At 45.0% G+C, this 16,840-nt stretch carries 17 protein-coding genes; 11 read left to right on the top strand and 6 right to left on the bottom strand.

The features are described from left to right. Nucleotides 1-54 precede the first annotated feature (54 nt). From A587_RS0103150 to ung, 9 genes are read left to right on the top strand one after another with little or no spacing between them, the layout of a single operon-like run. Entirely contained in the window at nt 55-852 is a 798-nt protein-coding gene (locus A587_RS0103150; RefSeq protein WP_017216393.1) for an ABC transporter ATP-binding protein, read from the top strand. Beyond that, a complete protein-coding gene (locus A587_RS0103145; protein WP_017216392.1) occupies nt 849-1,874 on the top strand; it encodes a FecCD family ABC transporter permease in 1,026 nt (341 codons plus the stop codon). The genes A587_RS0103150 and A587_RS0103145 overlap by 4 nt, the downstream gene beginning before the upstream one ends. After that, a complete protein-coding gene (cobT, locus tag A587_RS0103140; RefSeq protein ID WP_017216391.1) occupies nt 1,867-2,922 on the top strand; it encodes a nicotinate-nucleotide--dimethylbenzimidazole phosphoribosyltransferase in 1,056 nt (351 codons plus the stop codon). The genes A587_RS0103145 and cobT overlap by 8 nt, the downstream gene beginning before the upstream one ends. Beyond that, nucleotides 2,922-3,704: an adenosylcobinamide-GDP ribazoletransferase gene (locus tag A587_RS0103135; protein ID WP_017216390.1), complete on the top strand. Its 783-nt coding sequence runs from the start codon at nt 2,922-2,924 to the stop codon at nt 3,702-3,704. Before cobT ends, A587_RS0103135 begins: the two co-directional genes overlap by 1 nt. Then, nucleotides 3,704-4,243, top strand: coding sequence for a bifunctional adenosylcobinamide kinase/adenosylcobinamide-phosphate guanylyltransferase (cobU, locus tag A587_RS0103130; RefSeq protein WP_017216389.1), 540 nt, complete (start codon nt 3,704-3,706; stop codon nt 4,241-4,243). The genes A587_RS0103135 and cobU overlap by 1 nt, the downstream gene beginning before the upstream one ends. Next, nucleotides 4,240-5,712, top strand: a complete 1,473-nt coding sequence (locus tag A587_RS0103125; protein WP_017216388.1) for a cobyric acid synthase — start codon at nt 4,240-4,242, stop codon at nt 5,710-5,712. The genes cobU and A587_RS0103125 overlap by 4 nt, the downstream gene beginning before the upstream one ends. Before the next feature lies 1 nt (nt 5,713). Beyond that, nucleotides 5,714-6,310 (top strand): cob(I)yrinic acid a,c-diamide adenosyltransferase, encoded by a 597-nt coding sequence (gene cobO / locus A587_RS0103120; RefSeq protein WP_017216387.1) that lies wholly within the window; start codon nt 5,714-5,716, stop codon nt 6,308-6,310. Then, nucleotides 6,310-7,161 carry a cobalamin-binding protein gene (locus A587_RS0103115; protein ID WP_017216386.1) on the top strand — a complete coding sequence of 284 codons (852 nt, stop codon included), beginning with the start codon at nt 6,310-6,312 and terminating at the stop codon, nt 7,159-7,161. Before cobO ends, A587_RS0103115 begins: the two co-directional genes overlap by 1 nt. After that, complete coding sequence (ung, locus tag A587_RS0103110; RefSeq protein WP_017216385.1) at nt 7,158-7,826, top strand: uracil-DNA glycosylase; 669 nt, start codon at nt 7,158-7,160, stop codon at nt 7,824-7,826. The genes A587_RS0103115 and ung overlap by 4 nt, the downstream gene beginning before the upstream one ends. A 196-nt stretch (nt 7,827-8,022) precedes the next feature. Here ung and A587_RS0103105 read toward each other — a convergent pair whose 3' ends face one another. Together A587_RS0103105 and tal are read right to left on the bottom strand one after the other, a co-directional pair. After that, a complete protein-coding gene (locus A587_RS0103105) occupies nt 8,023-8,214 on the bottom strand; it encodes a DUF3545 family protein (RefSeq protein ID WP_010372168.1) in 192 nt (63 codons plus the stop codon). A 405-nt stretch (nt 8,215-8,619) separates the two neighbouring features. Beyond that, entirely contained in the window at nt 8,620-9,570 is a 951-nt protein-coding gene (tal, locus tag A587_RS0103100; RefSeq protein ID WP_017216384.1) for a transaldolase, read from the bottom strand. 272 nt (nt 9,571-9,842) lie between these two features. Between tal and yaaA the strand changes: the two genes are divergently transcribed. Next, nucleotides 9,843-10,619 (top strand): peroxide stress protein YaaA, encoded by a 777-nt coding sequence (gene yaaA / locus A587_RS0103095; protein WP_010606114.1) that lies wholly within the window; start codon nt 9,843-9,845, stop codon nt 10,617-10,619. After that, nucleotides 10,616-10,894: a hypothetical protein gene (locus tag A587_RS24965; RefSeq protein ID WP_157234618.1), complete on the top strand. Its 279-nt coding sequence runs from the start codon at nt 10,616-10,618 to the stop codon at nt 10,892-10,894. The genes yaaA and A587_RS24965 overlap by 4 nt, the downstream gene beginning before the upstream one ends. A 9-nt stretch (nt 10,895-10,903) precedes the next feature. Here the strand turns inward: A587_RS24965 and A587_RS0103090 are convergent, their stop codons facing one another. From A587_RS0103090 to A587_RS0103075, 4 genes are all read right to left on the bottom strand, one after another. Continuing rightward, nucleotides 10,904-11,689: a hypothetical protein gene (locus A587_RS0103090; protein ID WP_017216383.1), complete on the bottom strand. Its 786-nt coding sequence runs from the start codon at nt 11,687-11,689 to the stop codon at nt 10,904-10,906. Between the two features lie 59 nt (nt 11,690-11,748). Further along, on the bottom strand, nt 11,749-13,728 hold the full coding sequence (locus tag A587_RS0103085) for a flavohemoglobin expression-modulating QEGLA motif protein (RefSeq protein ID WP_026000865.1): 1,980 nt from the start codon (nt 13,726-13,728) through the stop codon (nt 11,749-11,751). Then, entirely contained in the window at nt 13,712-14,758 is a 1,047-nt protein-coding gene (gshB, locus tag A587_RS0103080; protein ID WP_010372154.1) for a glutathione synthase, read from the bottom strand. The genes A587_RS0103085 and gshB overlap by 17 nt, the downstream gene beginning before the upstream one ends. A gap of 146 nt (nt 14,759-14,904) precedes the next feature. Next, entirely contained in the window at nt 14,905-16,545 is a 1,641-nt protein-coding gene (locus tag A587_RS0103075; RefSeq protein ID WP_017216380.1) for a methyl-accepting chemotaxis protein, read from the bottom strand. Nucleotides 16,546-16,840: the final 295 nt, after the last annotated feature.

Genomic DNA, 16,840 nt, shown 5'->3' with positions numbered 1-16,840 from the left:
AAAGTTGTCGCTTCTCTATAAGCTACTACTTTGCCGTGCCCAATCAGAGGTGCTATGGCAGTTACTCCACAGTTTCAAGTCGATAAACTTAGCGTGCAGCTTGGTGGTAAAGCTATCTTAAAGGCACTCAGCTTTGCTATTAATTCGGGGGAATTTATTGGTTTGCTTGGACCGAATGGTGCTGGAAAGTCGACTTTGCTGCGCACTTTATATCAATACACAGCACCAAGTTCTGGGTCGCTACTTTTCAATGATAAGCCGCTAGCTAGTTACGGACGTAAGGCCTACGCAAGGCATGTTGCTGTGGTGCTACAAGAGATCCCCGCTGAGTTTACTCTGCCATTATTTGATATGGTATTGATGGGGCTAACACCAGACAAATCACTGCTTGCGACAACGACGGCCGCTGAAAAACAGGCAATCTTACATGCCATTGAGCAGGTTGGATTGAGTCATAAATTGGAGCAATGTTTTAGCTCATTGTCTGGTGGGGAGAAGCAAAGGGCAATGATCGCACGTGCTATGGTGCAAGCGCCTCAAGTATTGATAATGGATGAGCCCACCAGCCATTTGGACATTAAATATCAAATCCAAATTATGGAGCTGGCCAAACAACTTGGCGTTACTATCATCGCGTCTTTTCACGACTTAAATTTGGCTAGCGCCTTGTGCGATCGCTTATTAGTATTAAATAATGGTGAGCTTGTTGCAGATGGGTCGCCACTTGAAGTCATTAACGAAACCCTATTAAGCCAAGTTTTTGGGGTATGCGCAGAGGTTTCTACTGTCCGTCATCCGCCAAATAACAGTGAGATTCCACATATACGCTTTCATTATGGGTATCAGTTATGATTGCCGCAAAGCGGATCGCGTTGATATCGATACTGCTATTGAGCTTGTGCTGTTTTAGCATGCTGATGGCACTAAAGATCGGTGCGATTGATTTATCTTGGCATACAGTTATACAAGCGATTATTAATTTCGATCCCAACGTACTTCAACAACGAGTGGTAGTTGAACTTCGTCTGCCACGGACGTTACTGGCGATGAGCGCGGGAGCAGGACTGGCGATAGCAGGTCTTATTTTGCAAACCGTGACGCGTAACCCTCTAGCTGATCCTTATTTATTTGGTATTTCTTCAGGTGCCTCATTTGGTGTGGTGGTACTTATCGCGCTATTTGGTGCACAGTCTAGCCTAATGATGTCTGGGGCTGCATTTGTCGGAAGTTTGCTGTCTATTTTGTTGCTTTTATTTGTGGCAAAGCGCAATGCAATGCAGCAGGTGGAAACTATGCTCTTGGCGGGAGTCGCACTTTCTTTTCTGTTCAGTGCCTTTACTAGCTTGTTGCTCTATTGGAGTGACCCTCAAGCCATCAGTGCAATCTTGTTTTGGAATCTAGGCTCGTTTGCAAGGGCGAGCTGGCAATGGCTATGGCTTCCTTGTTTGGTCGTGTTGCTGAGTTTTATCACGCTTTTAGTGATGCGTCGGCCACTCAACGCCTTGTTGCTCGGAGATGAGAGTGCCACCACGCTTGGCGTGAATGTAGGACGAGTGCGAATAGGTATGTTGTTATTGAGCTCCTTACTCACCGCAGTACTTGTGGCTGCGTGCGGTGGAGTCGGATTTGTAGGTTTGATGATCCCGCATATCGTGCGCTTTTTTATCTCGCAAGCAAAGGTCATTGGGCTTGTGGCCACCGCGCTTTGCGGTTCGCTATTGATGCTATGGGTGGATGTATTGTCGCGCACACTTATCGATAATCAGGAACTTCCCGTGGGGGTGATCACCGCCGCCATTGGCAGCGTGTTCTTCTTAGCATTGCTTATTTTCAAAAATCGCCGCTCTGGAGGCGTCGGAGTTACCCATGGTTAAACCGTTAGATACACGCTTAAACACGCTTATTCAACAGCGCATTGACTTAAAAACCAAACCGTTAGGTGCGCTGGGTAAGCTTGAAGCCTTGGCTGCGCAGCTAGTACAGATCTTCTCACAAAGGCAGACGCAATTAAACATCGAGCAGTTAGCAATAACGCGCCCTGCAATGTTGGTTTTTGCGGGCGACCATGGTATTGCAAGTCACGGGGTTTCTATCGCGTCAAGCGAAGTGACTGGGCAAATGGTTGCAAACTTTGTGCAGGGGGGGGCCGCGATCAATGTTTTTTGTCGAGAACTTGGTTGGCAGTTAACCGTAGTAGACTGTGGCACATTAGTGCCATGCGAGCCTGCGCCGAATTTGTGCTCACAGCGACTTGGCGATATTACTCATGCTTTCCATAAACAACCCGCGATGAGTGAAATGCAGCTCAAGCAAGGACTTGAATACGGAGAGCAAGTAGTGATGTCCGCTATTGAAGCGGGTAGCAACGTAATTGCTTTTGGTGAAATGGGGATTGGCAATACCAGTTCTGCAGCTGCAATTTTAGCGGCGCTCAGTGGGGCGAGTGTGGAATTATGTGTGGGGCGCGGTACAGGCATTGACGATGAAATGCTTTGCAAAAAACGGGCACTTATCAAACAGGCTCTAGAATATCATCAAGATAAGCTTGCGACACCAGAACAAATTTTGCAGCGCCTAGGTGGCTTTGAAATTGTGCAAATGGTTGGTGCCATGCTGGCGGTTGCACGGGCACAAAAAGTAATCATAGTGGATGGTTTTATCTCCACCGCAGCGGCTATGTTGGCAAGTAGAATAGCACCGCATAGTAAGCAATATATGGTGTTTGCTCACGGCTCTATGGAGCAAGGTCATAAGTTAATGTTAGAGCAGTTAAACGCTGAGCCATTACTACATTTAGATATGCGCTTGGGTGAGGGAACAGGCGCCGCTCTAGCGCTTCCATTATTACAAGCTGCGCTAGGCTTTTTTTGCGAAATGGCAAGCTTTGCCGATGCCCATGTTACGCAAGTGGTAGACGCATAATGCAGTGGCAACAAGAGTGGCGACTGTTTAAGCTTGCCGTGGTGTTTTTAACGCGGGTGCCAATTCGTTTGGATCCTGCTCCTTCATCCGATGAACTTAACGAAGTGAGTGGTTACTTTTCTTTAGTCGGTTTATTTGTTGGTAGTTTCTCGGCCATGCTTGGCTATGTTGCCAGTGGTGGTGTGTCGCTAATGTTCGGCGCCGTTGTTGCACTGGCTGCGAGTATTTTACTTACCGGTGCTTTTCACGAAGATGGTTTTGCCGATGTTTTTGACGGTTTTGGCGGTGGCTGGAGCCGTGAACAAAAGCTTGAGATCATGAAAGATAGCCGTCTTGGTACATACGGTAGTTGTGCGCTGATATTGCTGTTATTGGCCAAATTTTCGCTTTTGCTCATGCTCTTTAATGACTTTGCAGTGATACTTGCTGCACTTATTTTAGCCCACAGTCTAAGCCGTGCCTTTGCGGTGTCTTTAATCGGTGCACTTAACTATGTACAGGCTGATAAGCTGAGCAAAGTTAAGCCGGTAGCGAAACATCTATCGAGTGCTGCAGCGACTCGCCTTACGCTAACTACCACCGCGATTTTAATTTTCTGTTGGCCATGGCTTGCGCTTTCATTGTTCGACTTGCTGCTGCTGTGTACTTGCTTATTTGTGCTAAGACTTGTGTGCATTAAATGGTTTAACGCGCAACTCGGTGGTTATACCGGAGACTGTTTAGGGGTCGCGCAGCAACTCGCTGAGCTTGTTATTTTGCTTTTTATTGTGGGTCATCTCTAATGGCACAAATACAGTTAATACTGGGCGGTGCTCGTTCAGGCAAGAGTCGCTTGGCAGAGCAGCGCGCTATTCTATTGTTAGAGCAAGGTGCGGTGAACGAACTTTACTATGTTGCAACTGCAAAAGCTCAAGATGAAGAAATGAAAAGCCGAGTGTTTGCTCACCAGATGCAGCGCGATAGCCGCTGGCAGCTAGTAGAAGAGCCGTGGCATATTGATAAGCTTATTGCTACTGCACGCGAAGATGCGCTGTTACTTATCGATTGCTTGACTTTATGGCTGAGTTTTGGCTTATGCGAAATGGGCAAAGCCGCGACTATAGACAAAAAGGAACATTTGCTGGCGGCACTAGAAAGCTGTGCTGCCACTGTTATTTTGGTGAGTAATGAAGTGGGGCATGGGATAATTCCGCTGGGCGAGCTAAGCCGTGAGTTTGTTGATGAGTCTGGTTGGCTCCATCAAGACATTGCTAACGTGGCCGATAGAGTCGATTTTGTTATTGCAGGCTTGCCACAATGTTTAAAAGGTCAAGACGTATGAAAACCTTAATGGTGCAGGGCACCACGTCTGATGCCGGTAAAAGTACATTGGTTGCGGGACTTTGCCGGGTGCTGCAACTAAGAGGCTTGTCTGTTGCGCCTTTTAAGCCGCAAAATATGGCACTAAATAGTGCCGTCACACCTTGCGGCGGTGAAATTGGTCGGGCACAAGCACTCCAAGCCGAAGCCGCAAAAGTCCCGCTATCCATAGACTTTAATCCTATTTTGCTTAAGCCAAACTCTGACACTGGCGCACAAGTGATCATTCACGGCAAAGCCATTAGCAATATGGAAGCAGCCGCGTATCATGATTACAAGAAGGTAGCGATGGAGGCCGTGCTTTCCTCACATCAGCGTCTCAGCGAACAATTTGAGCTGTGCATAGTGGAAGGGGCGGGGAGCCCTGCTGAAATTAATCTGCGTGAAAACGACATTGCCAATATGGGGTTTGCCTGTGAAGTTGCGTGCCCCGTGATCATTATCGCTGATATCGACAAAGGCGGGGTGTTCGCACACTTGGTTGGCACACTTGCGCTATTAAGTGACTATGAACAAAGCTTGGTTAAAGGGTTTGTGATCAATCGCTTCCGTGGTGATATTGCGTTATTGCAATCAGGACTTGACTGGCTCGAGCAAAAAACGGGCAAGCCTGTACTTGGGGTATTGCCCTATTTGCATGGCTTAGCGCTCGATGCAGAAGATGCGGTGACGGTGGACAATATCTGTGAACGGGGATCGTTAAGCGTCAGGGTTTTACTATTTCCTCATATTAGCAATCACACTGACTTTGACACCTTGCGCTTAAACCCTGAAGTGGATTTGCGTTATGTACGCTATCAAGAATCTATCGGTCCTTGTGACTTAATCATTCTGCCTGGCAGCAAAAATGTGTTGAGCGATTTAACCTTCTTACGCAAACAGGGTTGGGCAGAAGAAATCAAACGGCACCTGAGGTACGGTGGTAAGGTACTAGGTGTGTGTGGCGGTTTGCAAATGTTAGGTAAGTTCATCAGAGATCCAAATGCGGTGGAATCAACTCTCGGTGAAGTCGCTGGGCTTGGTCTGGCTGACTTTGATACTACACTTTCAGAGCAAAAAGTACTGACGCAAGTATCTGGCATTTGCCAATTGGATGAGCAAAGTGCTGAAATTTGTGGTTACGAGATCCATGCTGGGATTTCTTCTGGAGCGGCACTAGATCTGCCATTCTTGCGATTTAGCACACATCCAAATAACAGTGTGAAAGATGGTTTTATCTCTCGAGATAATCAAATTGCAGCCACCTATTTACATGGTTTATTTGATACGGTCACTGCGACACAGGCTATCTTGTCTTGGGCTGGTAGTAAGCAAGCGGGAACAGCCGCGATTGATTTAGCGAAGCACAGAGAGCAGCAAATTACGCGTCTTGCCGACAGCTGTGAAGCACATTTAGATTGGCAAAAATTGATGAAAATAATTGAGGAATAACATGAGCGAACAACAAGATAAGCATCAGCAACGACAGCAAAAAGTAAAACAACAAGTCGATGAAAAAATTGCCGCGGCGCAGCAAGAGCAGGGCATTTTACAAGTGATCACAGGTAACGGTAAAGGTAAGTCAACATCTGGTTTCGGCACCGTTGCACGTTGTGTCGGTCATGGTATGAACGCTGCAGTTGTACAGTTTATTAAAGGAACCTGGGATTGCGGTGAACGCAATTTGCTCGAAAAAGTCGGCGTGCCATTTGCAGTCATGAAAACGGGCTTCACATGGGAAACGCAAAACCGTGAAACCGACACTGCCGCTGCGCAGGCGACGTGGCAGCAAGCAAAAGTATGGCTACAAGATGAAAGCATCGACTTGGTATTGCTTGACGAAATTACCTATATGTTGAGCTATGACTATCTAGATTTGGACGAAGTCATAACGGCACTAGAAAGCCGTCCTACCATGCAGTCGGTGATTGTAACTGGGCGCGGTGCACATCGACGTCTGACTGAGCTTGCAGATACCGTGAGCGAAGTGCGTAATGTGAAGCATGCGTTTGAGGCCGGCATTAAGGCGCAAAAAGGGTTTGACTACTGATGCTAAAATTCGCCTTATTTATTGTTCTAGGTTTTGCCTTTAGCGTTAGTGCTAAGCCCGCAGAGCGGATCATCGCGCTTGCGCCTCATATTGTCGAAAATCTTTATGCAATAGGAGCTGGGGAGCGGATTGTAGGCACGGTCGCCTATGCCGATTATCCAGAATCAGCCAAGCAACTGCCTCAAGTTGGTGACTATCAAGGCATTTCGGTTGAGAAAATTTTGGCACTTAAGCCTGATCTTATCATCGCGTGGAAAAACGCAAGTCACGTTCCTATGCTTGAAAAGCTGGAGAGTTTTGGTGTTGACGTGATCTATAGTGAAGCGAAATATCTAGATAAACTACCGGAAGAGTTGCTACGCCTAGGTAAAATTACTGGCCTTGGAGCTCAAGCACAGCAACAGGCTGATTTATTTGCTAAACGTTTAAATGAACTAAAAGCCCAGTATAAACAAAGCGCTAGCTTAGCTGTATTTTATCAATTGTGGCCATCACCGCTGATGACAGTGGGAGGCGAAAGTTGGTTACAGCAAGTATTTACTGTGTGTAATGTGAAAAATGTTTTTGCCGACGCCACCACGGACTATCCGCAAATTAGCATTGAGAATGTTCTGTTGAAATCACCACAAGTGATTGTGATCCCAGAAGAAAAGACCAAACAAGAGGTCAAAGCAATTGCATGGCAGCAATGGCCTTCGATCCCTGCAGTAAAGTACCAACAAACTATTTCGGTAGATGCCGATCTGCTCCATCGTTATAGCTATCGTATGCTCGAGGGAATATCGGATTTATGTGGTAAACTCGACGCTTCTCGAAGCCATTATAATATGATGAAAAAAGGTGAAGCATGACAACGTGGAGTGACGTGTTAGGTCAGGAAAAACAACAAGATTACTTTAAACAAACCATGGATTACGTGGCAGAGCGTCGCGCTCAAGGTATAAATGTGTTTCCGCCCCATGAACAGGTATTTGAAGCGTTCAAAGTCACACCTTTCGATCAGGTTAAAGTGGTGATTTTAGGGCAAGATCCCTATCACGGCCCCAATCAAGCTCATGGCCTATGTTTCTCTGTGTTACCAGGAATTAAGCCGCCGCCGTCGTTAAATAATATGTATAAAGAATTAGTGCAGGATATTGACGGCTTTCGCATACCTAATCATGGCTACCTAATTGACTGGGCTAAACAAGGCGTACTGCTGTTAAATACGGTGTTGACGGTAGAGCAAGGCCAAGCACACTCACACAAGCATTTAGGCTGGGAGCGCTTTACAGATGTAGTGATTGAAAGGCTGAATGCCCACAGTGAAGGTGTGATTTTCTTACTCTGGGGCTCACACGCCCAGAAAAAGGGTAAGAGCATAGACACAAACCGTCACCATGTTTTACACGCGCCACATCCTTCGCCGCTCTCTGCACATCGCGGCTTTTTTGGTAGTGGCCATTTCAGCAAAACTAATCAGCTGCTCACCCAAATGGGTAAGCAGCCAATCGACTGGCGATTGGCCGAGCTATAATACCAATTAGTCTTAATACTTGCTCAATTTGAAGGAGTAAATCTGACGCTAACTGCGTTAAAAATTTATTATTTAGAACAACTAAATAGCAAAATTTTTGCCTTGTTATCGACAAGATTTTCTCGCCTCAAAATAGACCACTTAATTAAGCGAATTGGTATAAAAACAAAAAAGAGCGCCGTGAAGGGCGCTCTTTTTAGTTAAAATCAAATTCGTCTAAATCAACACTGTCTGCGAAAATATCCAATTCCTGTAGTTCTTTGCGTAGTCGCTGTTTATCTTTTAGCGCTTCAATTTCACGCCATTTTCTTTTTTTGCCCTTAGATGAAGTTTTTTTCCTAGTATCCGGACTTTCTAATAATTCTAATAACTCGTCTAGGGTATCCATGAAAATCTCCTATTGATAAAAACAACCTAAAGTGGCATTTGCTTTGGCTGTTGTTAGCACTACAACTGCAATGACACCGTTGATCTCTTCATACTATTTGGCAAACCTCAACATGAGGAACCGATAAAAGTCTGATAGCTAAAGTACGCTACAAACAACCCCGCGTTGCTTGCTTTTTGTACCAAAACCAGAAAGTAGCGGCATCAATTTTCACTTCAAGTGATATTGATATACCACAGACGGGATAAAAATAAAACACAATTGTGTCTTTTGGGTTAAAACCAAGTGACAGTTTGATGAAGGTCAATTCGGGTGGTATCTAGGAAGTGTCAGAAAGGTTTGTATTGAGAGCGATAACAAAAACGCCGCAATATGCGGCGTTTCGAAATCGAATGTTTAAGGCACTTACAGTGCTTTAAAGCGTGCGACTAGTGTTTCTTGTGCATCGGCAAATGAGCGAATACCTTCAGCAAGCTTTTCTGTGGCCATTGCGTCTTGGTTATGTAACCAACGGAACTCACTTTCGCTAAGCTCAGCAGGTTTTGCTTTAGGCGCAAAGTCAGCCTCAAGTAGGTAATCTTCGTTTGCAGGCATTGCAGCAAGCTCTTCTAATAGAGAAGGGCTAATCGTGAGCTTATCGCAACCCGTTAGGGCTAGAATTTCACCTGTATTTCTGAAGCTGGCGCCCATTACAACGGTTTTATAACCGTGCTGCTTATAGAATTCAAAAATACTACGAACAGATTGTACACCCGGATCTTGTAGTGGATCAGTTGGTTTTTCTAGGCCGTTGGCAACGTGCCAATCTAGAATACGCCCAACAAATGGTGAGATTAAAAATACGTTTGCATCGGCACATGCTCGTGCTTGCGCTTCGCTAAATAGCAACGTTAGGTTACACTTTACACCTTCTTTTTCCAGTGCTTCAGCGGCTTTAATACCTTCCCAAGTCGATGCAATCTTAATCAAGATTTTGTCTTTGCTTACGCCTTGCGCTTCATATAAATTTAATAGCGTTTTTGCTTTTGCGATAGTCGCTTCGGTATCAAAAGATAAACGTGCGTCTACTTCGGTTGAGATATATCCCGGCACAGAGTTTGCGATTTCTTTACCAATCACAACGGCAAAATAGTCACAAGCAAGCGCTAATTGCTTTTCAGCGTCACTTTCATTGGCTTTGGCATAATCCCAAGCTTCTGTTAGATAAGGCTGATAAGCAGGCGTCTCTGCCGCTTTAAGTAAAAGAGAAGGATTAGTTGTTGCATCCTCAGGCTGTAGCTTGCGGATGGCTTCAATGTCACCGGTGTCAGCGACGATTGATGAATGTTGTTTTAGCCTATCTAATGCTGAAGTCATGTGTTCCTCATTCCAATATTGATAACAGCGAAGTGATATTAGACGCCTTATGTTGCAACACCATTAAATAGCTGAATAGGTCATATGTCCGTATCGGGCGACATATCACACTCGTTATTTAGGGTTATTGTTATATAAGGTCGAGTTGTAAAGCGAAGCTGTACTGTAACAGCGAATTGCTTAAACCCAAGTGAAAGCGGACAAACACTTGAAGTTACTTGGGGATAGTGTTGAAATTGACATTAATTACTAGCTAAGTCAATAGGCAAACCATGATCACAGTTATCTCTCCAGCGAAAAACCTAGACTATGAAACACCCGCACCAACCAAGATGCACACACAGCCAGAGCTGCTGGAGCATAGCGAGTCACTTATTCAAGTTTGTCGCGATTTATCACCACAGCAGATCGGTAGCTTAATGAAGATAAGCGACAAGCTCGCGGGCTTAAATGCGGCAAGGTTTGCCGAGTGGTCAGAGCCTTTTACACAGGACAATGCTAAACAAGCTATTTTTGCTTTTAATGGCGATGTGTATGTTGGTTTAGAAGCGCAAAGCCTAACTGAGGCTAATTTAAATTATGCGCAAAATCATTTACGTATCTTATCTGGGCTGTATGGCATCCTAAAACCACTTGACTTAATGCAGGCCTATCGTTTAGAAATGGGTACAAAGTTAAGTAACCCGCGTGGCAAAAACCTGTATGAGTTTTGGGGCACGATTATCGCTGAAAAACTGAATAAGGTCATGGAAGGGGCACAGACACAATACTTGGTAAACTTAGCTTCAAATGAGTACTTTAAAGCGGTAGATAAGAAAGCGCTGAAAGGCGACATTATCACTCCTATCTTTAAAGATTGTAAAAATGGTCAATACAAAGTCATCAGTTTTTACGCGAAAAAAGCGCGCGGTATGATGGCAAGGTATATCATTGAGAACCAAGTATCGGATTTGGAAAGCCTGAAAGCGTTTGATATTGCAGGATACCGCTTTAGTGAAGAAGCAACGCAAAAGGCCCAAGAACCGGTGTTTTTGAGAGCAGAGCAATGACAACAAAATTATGGGTAGTAGCAGTGTTCGCCGCTGTGTTTGTTAGTGGCTGTAGTGGACATTTTGCAACTAGAGTCAGCAATGTGCCGGTTGATTGCGAAGGTGATTCACGTTCGTGTTCTATGAGCTGTCGCAGAGATTACTCAGATCCGATGCAAGTACAAAACTGCGAGGACAGGTGCTTCCAACAGCAAAATCAATGTCGAGTGGATAGACCAACAGAAGATAAATGGGAAATTACGGACGAAAAACCGACTTATCCCGCTTCTTTCTAATTCACTACGCTACGCGCCTTTGGGTAAGCTCATATAGGCGCGTACGACCCTATCTCTAAATGCTAAATCCTCTGCTTTTTCGGCAGCTCTGTATAGTTGGCAAAACCCCTCAGGCTTTCCTGTCTGCAATAAAATGTCATCTAAAGCATCGGCGCCAGTTAGGGTCTGCTGCCAGCGAGATGCGATAACAGAGTTAGGCTCTGGCAGCTGACAGAGGATTTGCTCAGATAACCTAAACTCACTGTTGGTAGCGACTTTGATCATATCGTCATTGGCCGCAGCTAACCAAGTAGCGCCTGTTGCGTTGACACAAATTAATGGTAAATAAGGCGCGATGGCTGGAAAGGCGGTGTTTTTAAACACCTCCACTTGCCAGTAAGCGCGAGCAATCTTAACAAACTGCTCGAAATTAGTGATGGTGGAAAAGCCTGATTGTACGATGGGTTTGATTTCAACTCTGGGTTTGTTTGCATTGACCGTATCGTTTGCGGTATCTATATACCAATCTCCCACCAACATCGCATTTTGAAAGTACTCATCGCGTAGCGAACCCCATACTTTTTTGAGCTCGGCATTTTCTTTAAGCATGTAATTTCTGAGCACAGATAAACGTTCTGAATTTTGCTTGAGCTCTGTGGTGACGAGTTTAAACATTTCATCGCGAATTTCTAGGCAGCGACCAAGCGGGTAGGGTTTATCTGAAAAGTAGCTGTACTTCGGTGCAAGTGTAAGATCGGCTTTGAGACGAAGGTTTGCCAGCTCAAAAGCGAGTAAATCTATTTCCTGTTGTGTCAAAACAAAGCCACTGGGTAGATACTAGATGGCACTAGTATAACCACAGTGGCGAATCTGGCCTATTTAATTGAAGAAATTAAATAACTTAGGATTGCATCAGGCTTAGGATCTCGGCTTGTATCCGGCAGATATTTAGGCCTTGTGAATATACCTTGCTCTACTAACGCATCCAGCGCATCTAAGTGCGCAATGCCCGTTTTACCGAGATATAAATTATCTAAGCTGCGAGTATTGGCAAGCTGCACTATGTCTTTAAAGCCTTTTAAGTAGAGATGATCTTTAGTAAAACCACCACCACGGAAAATTCGCGTGGTCAGCGCAAAGGCTTCATTGACGTTTAATACACCCGAGTCAGCTAAAAACTCATACACTTGATAGAATTTATCGCCTTTAAGCAGCATGTTAACCGCAATCACCCTAAGCGCTAATACTTTTAATCGGGTCAGATTTATTTGCCCAGATTGATACTCGCGATAGATGGCAAGGCCTTCTTGAGTGTAGGTATTGCCAGGTAGGCCTAAGTGCAGCACTTTAAGCTGCTGAGCGTCAGCATTTAAGGTCGTGAGCAAGTGCACGCCAATTTCATGCTCTATCAAGGCATTGATATCAAGCTCAGATAGCATAGCACTGCTATTTACAAGCAGAAGACGCTTACTATTGTCGACCATTGCTTTGGCAACGAGCTTGCTTGATATAGCGACCTTACAAGGTAAGCCCATGGTCTCAATCGCTTGATTAAAACGGACTAAGGCTTGCTCGGCAGTAATGTCTTTTTTTGGCAAGGTTTCGGTTTCGCGCGCGTGCAGCAAGAAGGTCGCATTATTTATATCGTTGTAATCCGGCTCACCATAATAGCGTAGCGAGTTATACAAAAAGGCTTCTCGACCAATTTGGGTGATCAGTTCGATTTTAGTGGCGTAGCTGTCTATCACTTTACGATATAAATCTTTTACGATCGGATCTTGGATTTTTCCAACGGGCAAGCGATAGAGTTGCTCTTTAAACTCATACGGGTCAATTTTCAGCGGGCGATATTTAAACGCAGGCTGATAATGACGTTTCGAGAAAAAGCGACGTTTCTCTTGTGCGATATTACTTGGGTTAACGTAATGCAGCGTTTCAAGGTTTCTGGCTATGCGGTATAGCGCAGAGTCCACGTTGATCAGCGCAGGGTCAAGCTGCGACGTGGATTTTGCTTTGCGAAGTGGCTTATAGCAGTGATTTTTAGCGAATGTTTTTGCCGTTTTGCTCAAAGCAACATGCATGTTGCGCTGTAGTTTTTCAAACACCACCGGGAACAATTCGCCGCTGTTTTCGTCCATAAAGACTTTTTTCACTTCCAGCGGTACCACTAAGGTGTTATCAAAGTGGCTGGTAATATATTGCGCTTGATAACCATGACCCTGAAAGACGGTATTTTCAGCACAATCCACCAGCTGGCCTGCCAGTTTTTTCAGTCCTAGCTGCTTTTTCAGCTCATCTAATACGGCGCGAAAACGCAAGGTATCAAGTTGTGCAGTGCCAATATTAAAGGTTGGTGCATAAGGGTAGCTACGAATTTGATAATTATAGCTGTGCACATCAAATAGCAAGCAGGCACCAAACTTACGCTCAAGCGTGGTTAACAGCGCACTGAGCACACGGTAATAGGCTGCATGCTTTGACAAGCTAACATCTATGTCTGCATTTGGTAGCGCTTGGCTCCACACTTGTTTACCCCATGCTTCTTTGTATATCGCAAGCTCTGGCGCCCGGTTAAGATCGTATTCGTAACGTGAGTCACGCGCAATGAGCGTGATGGGTAATGATTCAATCATGCCGTCGGTAAACGGATCTTCCTCTTGTAAACGCTCAGCATCGCTAATGGCGAACAAGCCTTTTAGGCTAGCCCGGGTACGGTGGCCTGCGTGTACAGCAGTAGCGACATAAGGCACGTATTCCCTCACTTCGAGGTGAAAAGCACCTTCAGCAAATTGTCCACTGATGGGTTTACCGGCTTCAAGCGCGGTAATGATGGCTTGTTCAGATAGCATGAGCATCTTCTATTACTTGACGGAATTGGTTTTTGCGATGCGTTACTAGCTCTTTGGCGTGCACCACACTCTCTACAAAATCGATAACTTGCACTTGCAGCTTACAGCGGTTTAAACGGTTAATACGGGTTATCCCGCCAGGCGAGAGTACATTAACTTCGATAAGCTTGCCGCCTATCACGTCAATGCCAACAAAATACAAACCATCACGCACAAGCTTTGGGCCGATGTGCTTACATAACGCTTTTTCTTGGTTGGTGAGTTTGTGTTTCACCACTTTGCCACCGGCATGTACGTTGGCACGCACTTCATTTGCTGCAGGCACACGTTTCATGGCACCAATCGGTTCACCGTTAAGCATTAGGATGCGAACATCACCCTCGTCGGCACCCTCAACATAGTCTTGTAAAATGACGTAGTTGCTGCCTTTACCAGCCTCATCGCCACCAATATAAAACTCAAGGAGTGAGCTAAAGCTTTGTTTCGCGCGTTTTTCAACGACGATAACACCGCGACCACCAAAGCCATCCAGTGGCTTTAAGATCATTTTCTCTTGCTCTGACTCAGAGAATATACGCTCTAAATACTCTTTATTTTTTGATACATGCGTATTTGGAATAAACTCTCTCGCGATGCCTTGGAAAGATGCCGTGTATAGCTTGTTATTTGCGATACGCAGGCCATCAATGTCGTTGATGATGAAAGTGTCATCACGAACAGAGTCTAAAAAGTTCATCGCTAAGGTATCAAGCGGCGGATTAGCGCGCATAAATATCGCGTCAAAACCTGCCAAAGGAAGCTGTACTTTTTTAAACTCAGCTTTGTTGTAAAAGCTCACGAAGTTGTCAGATACTTTTTGGCCTGCAACAAATACATCACAGAAGGCACTAGCGACACTTTCGCGAATAGTGAGGTTGTTTACGGTAGTGATGGCAACGACGTGACCGCGCGATACGGCTTCGTGGATAAGTCTTAGCGTGCTGTCGTTTTCAGCTTCTACACGCTCCCAAGGGTACATAATAAAACAGATTTTCACGGGCTATTTTGCTCAGCAAATAAATTGGCAATATAGCGGTAAAATAGCTTAGATGCTCACGGATTATTTTTATCGACAAGATAAGGAATATCAATCATCTATTGGGCAAGAAGCAGAGCACTGACAGGTGCTCTGCAGGGTGGATATCATACTCTAAAGCGGTTAACTATGTCACTCAATTCGTGACTTGCTCGTGTTAGTTGCTCACTGGTGTTGTTGAGTGAATGTGTGGTATCCAAAGAGTGGTGGGTGGAGTCAGAAAGCTGAGCTATTCGCTCATTAACTTCTTGTGCTGCAAGACTCTGCTCGTCGGTGGCTTTGGCGATGTGGGTACTCATATCCGAGATAGCGTCAATTAGGCGCTCAATTTCGGTTAATGCACTATCGGCAAGCTGTACTTGTTCAACCGTTTGCTCCGAGATTTGTTGGCTAATTTTAACTGCCGCTACGGCCTGCTGCGCTTCTTTTTGCAGTCGCTCGATCATGTTGTGGATTTCATCTGTGCTTTGACCTGTACGACTTGCAAGGGTGCGCACTTCATCTGCAACAACGGCAAAGCCTCGCCCTTGTTCACCCGCTCGAGCGGCTTCTATTGCCGCGTTTAGTGCAAGTAAATTGGTTTGCTCCGCAATACCCCGAATAACATCGAGCACCGATCCTATATGCTGACTCTCTTGTGCAAGGCTCGTTGTGGTCACGCTCACAGATTGAATTTGCTCCGACAGCTTTTTAATGGCGGCGATGGTTTGAGAAATAGTTTGTTTGCCTTTTTCACTGTAATTGCGTGCGTCTGCGGCGGAATGTTCTGCAGTATCTGCATTGCTACTGATCTCACGAACTTGCATGGTCATTTGTTCGGCAGCCGTGGCGACTTGGCGGCTATGGTCATTTTGCGACTCAATAAATGCCAGGTTCTCTTCGCCAGCCGCTTTTACCTGATTGGCCAGTGTTTCAACTTCTTTGGCGTTATGGGCCACTGTTGCGATGGAGTGACGCATCTTCTCAGTATACAAGTTAAAGTATTTGGCAAGCGCGGTGATCTCATCTTTACCGCTTTCGTCGAGTTGTCGAGTCAAATCGCCTTCGCCTTGAGCGATATCTTTCATCATGTCTTTGGCGTGTTGAATGGGGGTGATGATGCTCTTACTTATGATTGCACTAAATGGGAATAGCAGAATAATAAGCACTGCCATCTCAATTAATAGCAAATTTCGAATATAGGCAAACTCAGCTTCGATAGTGTCGAGGTACACACCGGAGCCGATGATCCAACCCCAAGGTGTAAACGCTTTGACGTAAGATATTTTTTCGACAGGGGCTTCTTTACCGGGCTTTGGCCACAGGTAGGGAACAAATCCCGCACCACTTTTTTCTGCCACTTTTACCATTTCAACGAATAAGCGCTTGCCGTTGGGATCTTTTGATTGGCTGAGATCTTTGCCGTTGAGCTCGCTTTTAAATGGGTGCATCACCATTTTTGGGTGATAGTCGTTGATCCAGAAGTAATTATTACCTTCGTATCGTAAAGCGGCAACGGCATCAAGGGCTGCGGATTTCGCTTGCGCCTCTGGGAGTTTCCCAGATACATATTGTTGATGAAAGTAAGCCACTAAACTATAGGCATTTTCAACAAGGTTTTGAGTTTTATGATATTGCTGCTTTTCGAGTGCATCATACTGTTGCGATAAGCTTACTGCGCTTTGAAGGATAACGCCGATAATAACGACAATGATAAGTAACGCGAGGCGCTGGAAAATGGTGAGATTTCGAAAAAACTGTTTGGACATAACGCAATCCTTATGTCGTTTTTATTATTGAGAGAAGCAGGCGCGAACGCCTCATCAATTCATACTAATTAATCTTAGTAGTAATACCAATTGCGTTAATTCTCCAACCAATTTGAAGGGTGAAATACCATATTAGCTTCGTTAAAAATTTCTCATTTAGAACAACTAAATAGCAAAATTTTTGCCTTGCTACTAAAGTTATTTCCCCGCTTCAAATAGCTCATTTACTTAATGCAATTGATATATAACTTGGATAGAACAATAATTTCAGTTTTTCTTAGTCTAGAAGAATAAA

This window comes from Pseudoalteromonas sp. NJ631, assembly GCF_000276645.1.
GTDB lineage: Bacteria > Pseudomonadota > Gammaproteobacteria > Enterobacterales > Alteromonadaceae > Pseudoalteromonas > Pseudoalteromonas piscicida.
The sequence above is the reverse complement of the archived record's forward strand: the minus strand, read 5'-3'. Positions and strand labels throughout refer to the sequence as shown.

Bases quoted from the DNA above. Each gene is read 5' to 3' on its own strand.
- A587_RS0103150 (WP_017216393.1), top strand. From the start codon at position 55: ATGGCAGTTACTCCACAGTTTCAAGTCGATAAACTTAGCGTGCAGCTT.
- A587_RS0103145 (WP_017216392.1), top strand. From the start codon at position 849: ATGATTGCCGCAAAGCGGATCGCGTTGATATCGATACTGCTATTGAGC.
- cobT (WP_017216391.1), top strand. From the start codon at position 1,867: ATGGTTAAACCGTTAGATACACGCTTAAACACGCTTATTCAACAGCGC.
- A587_RS0103135 (WP_017216390.1), top strand. From the start codon at position 2,922: ATGCAGTGGCAACAAGAGTGGCGACTGTTTAAGCTTGCCGTGGTGTTT.
- cobU (WP_017216389.1), top strand. From the start codon at position 3,704: ATGGCACAAATACAGTTAATACTGGGCGGTGCTCGTTCAGGCAAGAGT.
- A587_RS0103125 (WP_017216388.1), top strand. From the start codon at position 4,240: ATGAAAACCTTAATGGTGCAGGGCACCACGTCTGATGCCGGTAAAAGT.
- cobO (WP_017216387.1), top strand. From the start codon at position 5,714: ATGAGCGAACAACAAGATAAGCATCAGCAACGACAGCAAAAAGTAAAA.
- A587_RS0103115 (WP_017216386.1), top strand. From the start codon at position 6,310: ATGCTAAAATTCGCCTTATTTATTGTTCTAGGTTTTGCCTTTAGCGTT.
- ung (WP_017216385.1), top strand. From the start codon at position 7,158: ATGACAACGTGGAGTGACGTGTTAGGTCAGGAAAAACAACAAGATTAC.
- A587_RS0103105 (WP_010372168.1), bottom strand. From the start codon at position 8,214: ATGGATACCCTAGACGAGTTATTAGAATTATTAGAAAGTCCGGATACT.
- tal (WP_017216384.1), bottom strand. From the start codon at position 9,570: ATGACTTCAGCATTAGATAGGCTAAAACAACATTCATCAATCGTCGCT.
- yaaA (WP_010606114.1), top strand. From the start codon at position 9,843: ATGATCACAGTTATCTCTCCAGCGAAAAACCTAGACTATGAAACACCC.
- A587_RS24965 (WP_157234618.1), top strand. From the start codon at position 10,616: ATGACAACAAAATTATGGGTAGTAGCAGTGTTCGCCGCTGTGTTTGTT.
- A587_RS0103085 (WP_026000865.1), bottom strand. From the start codon at position 13,728: ATGCTCATGCTATCTGAACAAGCCATCATTACCGCGCTTGAAGCCGGT.
- A587_RS0103075 (WP_017216380.1), bottom strand. From the start codon at position 16,545: ATGTCCAAACAGTTTTTTCGAAATCTCACCATTTTCCAGCGCCTCGCG.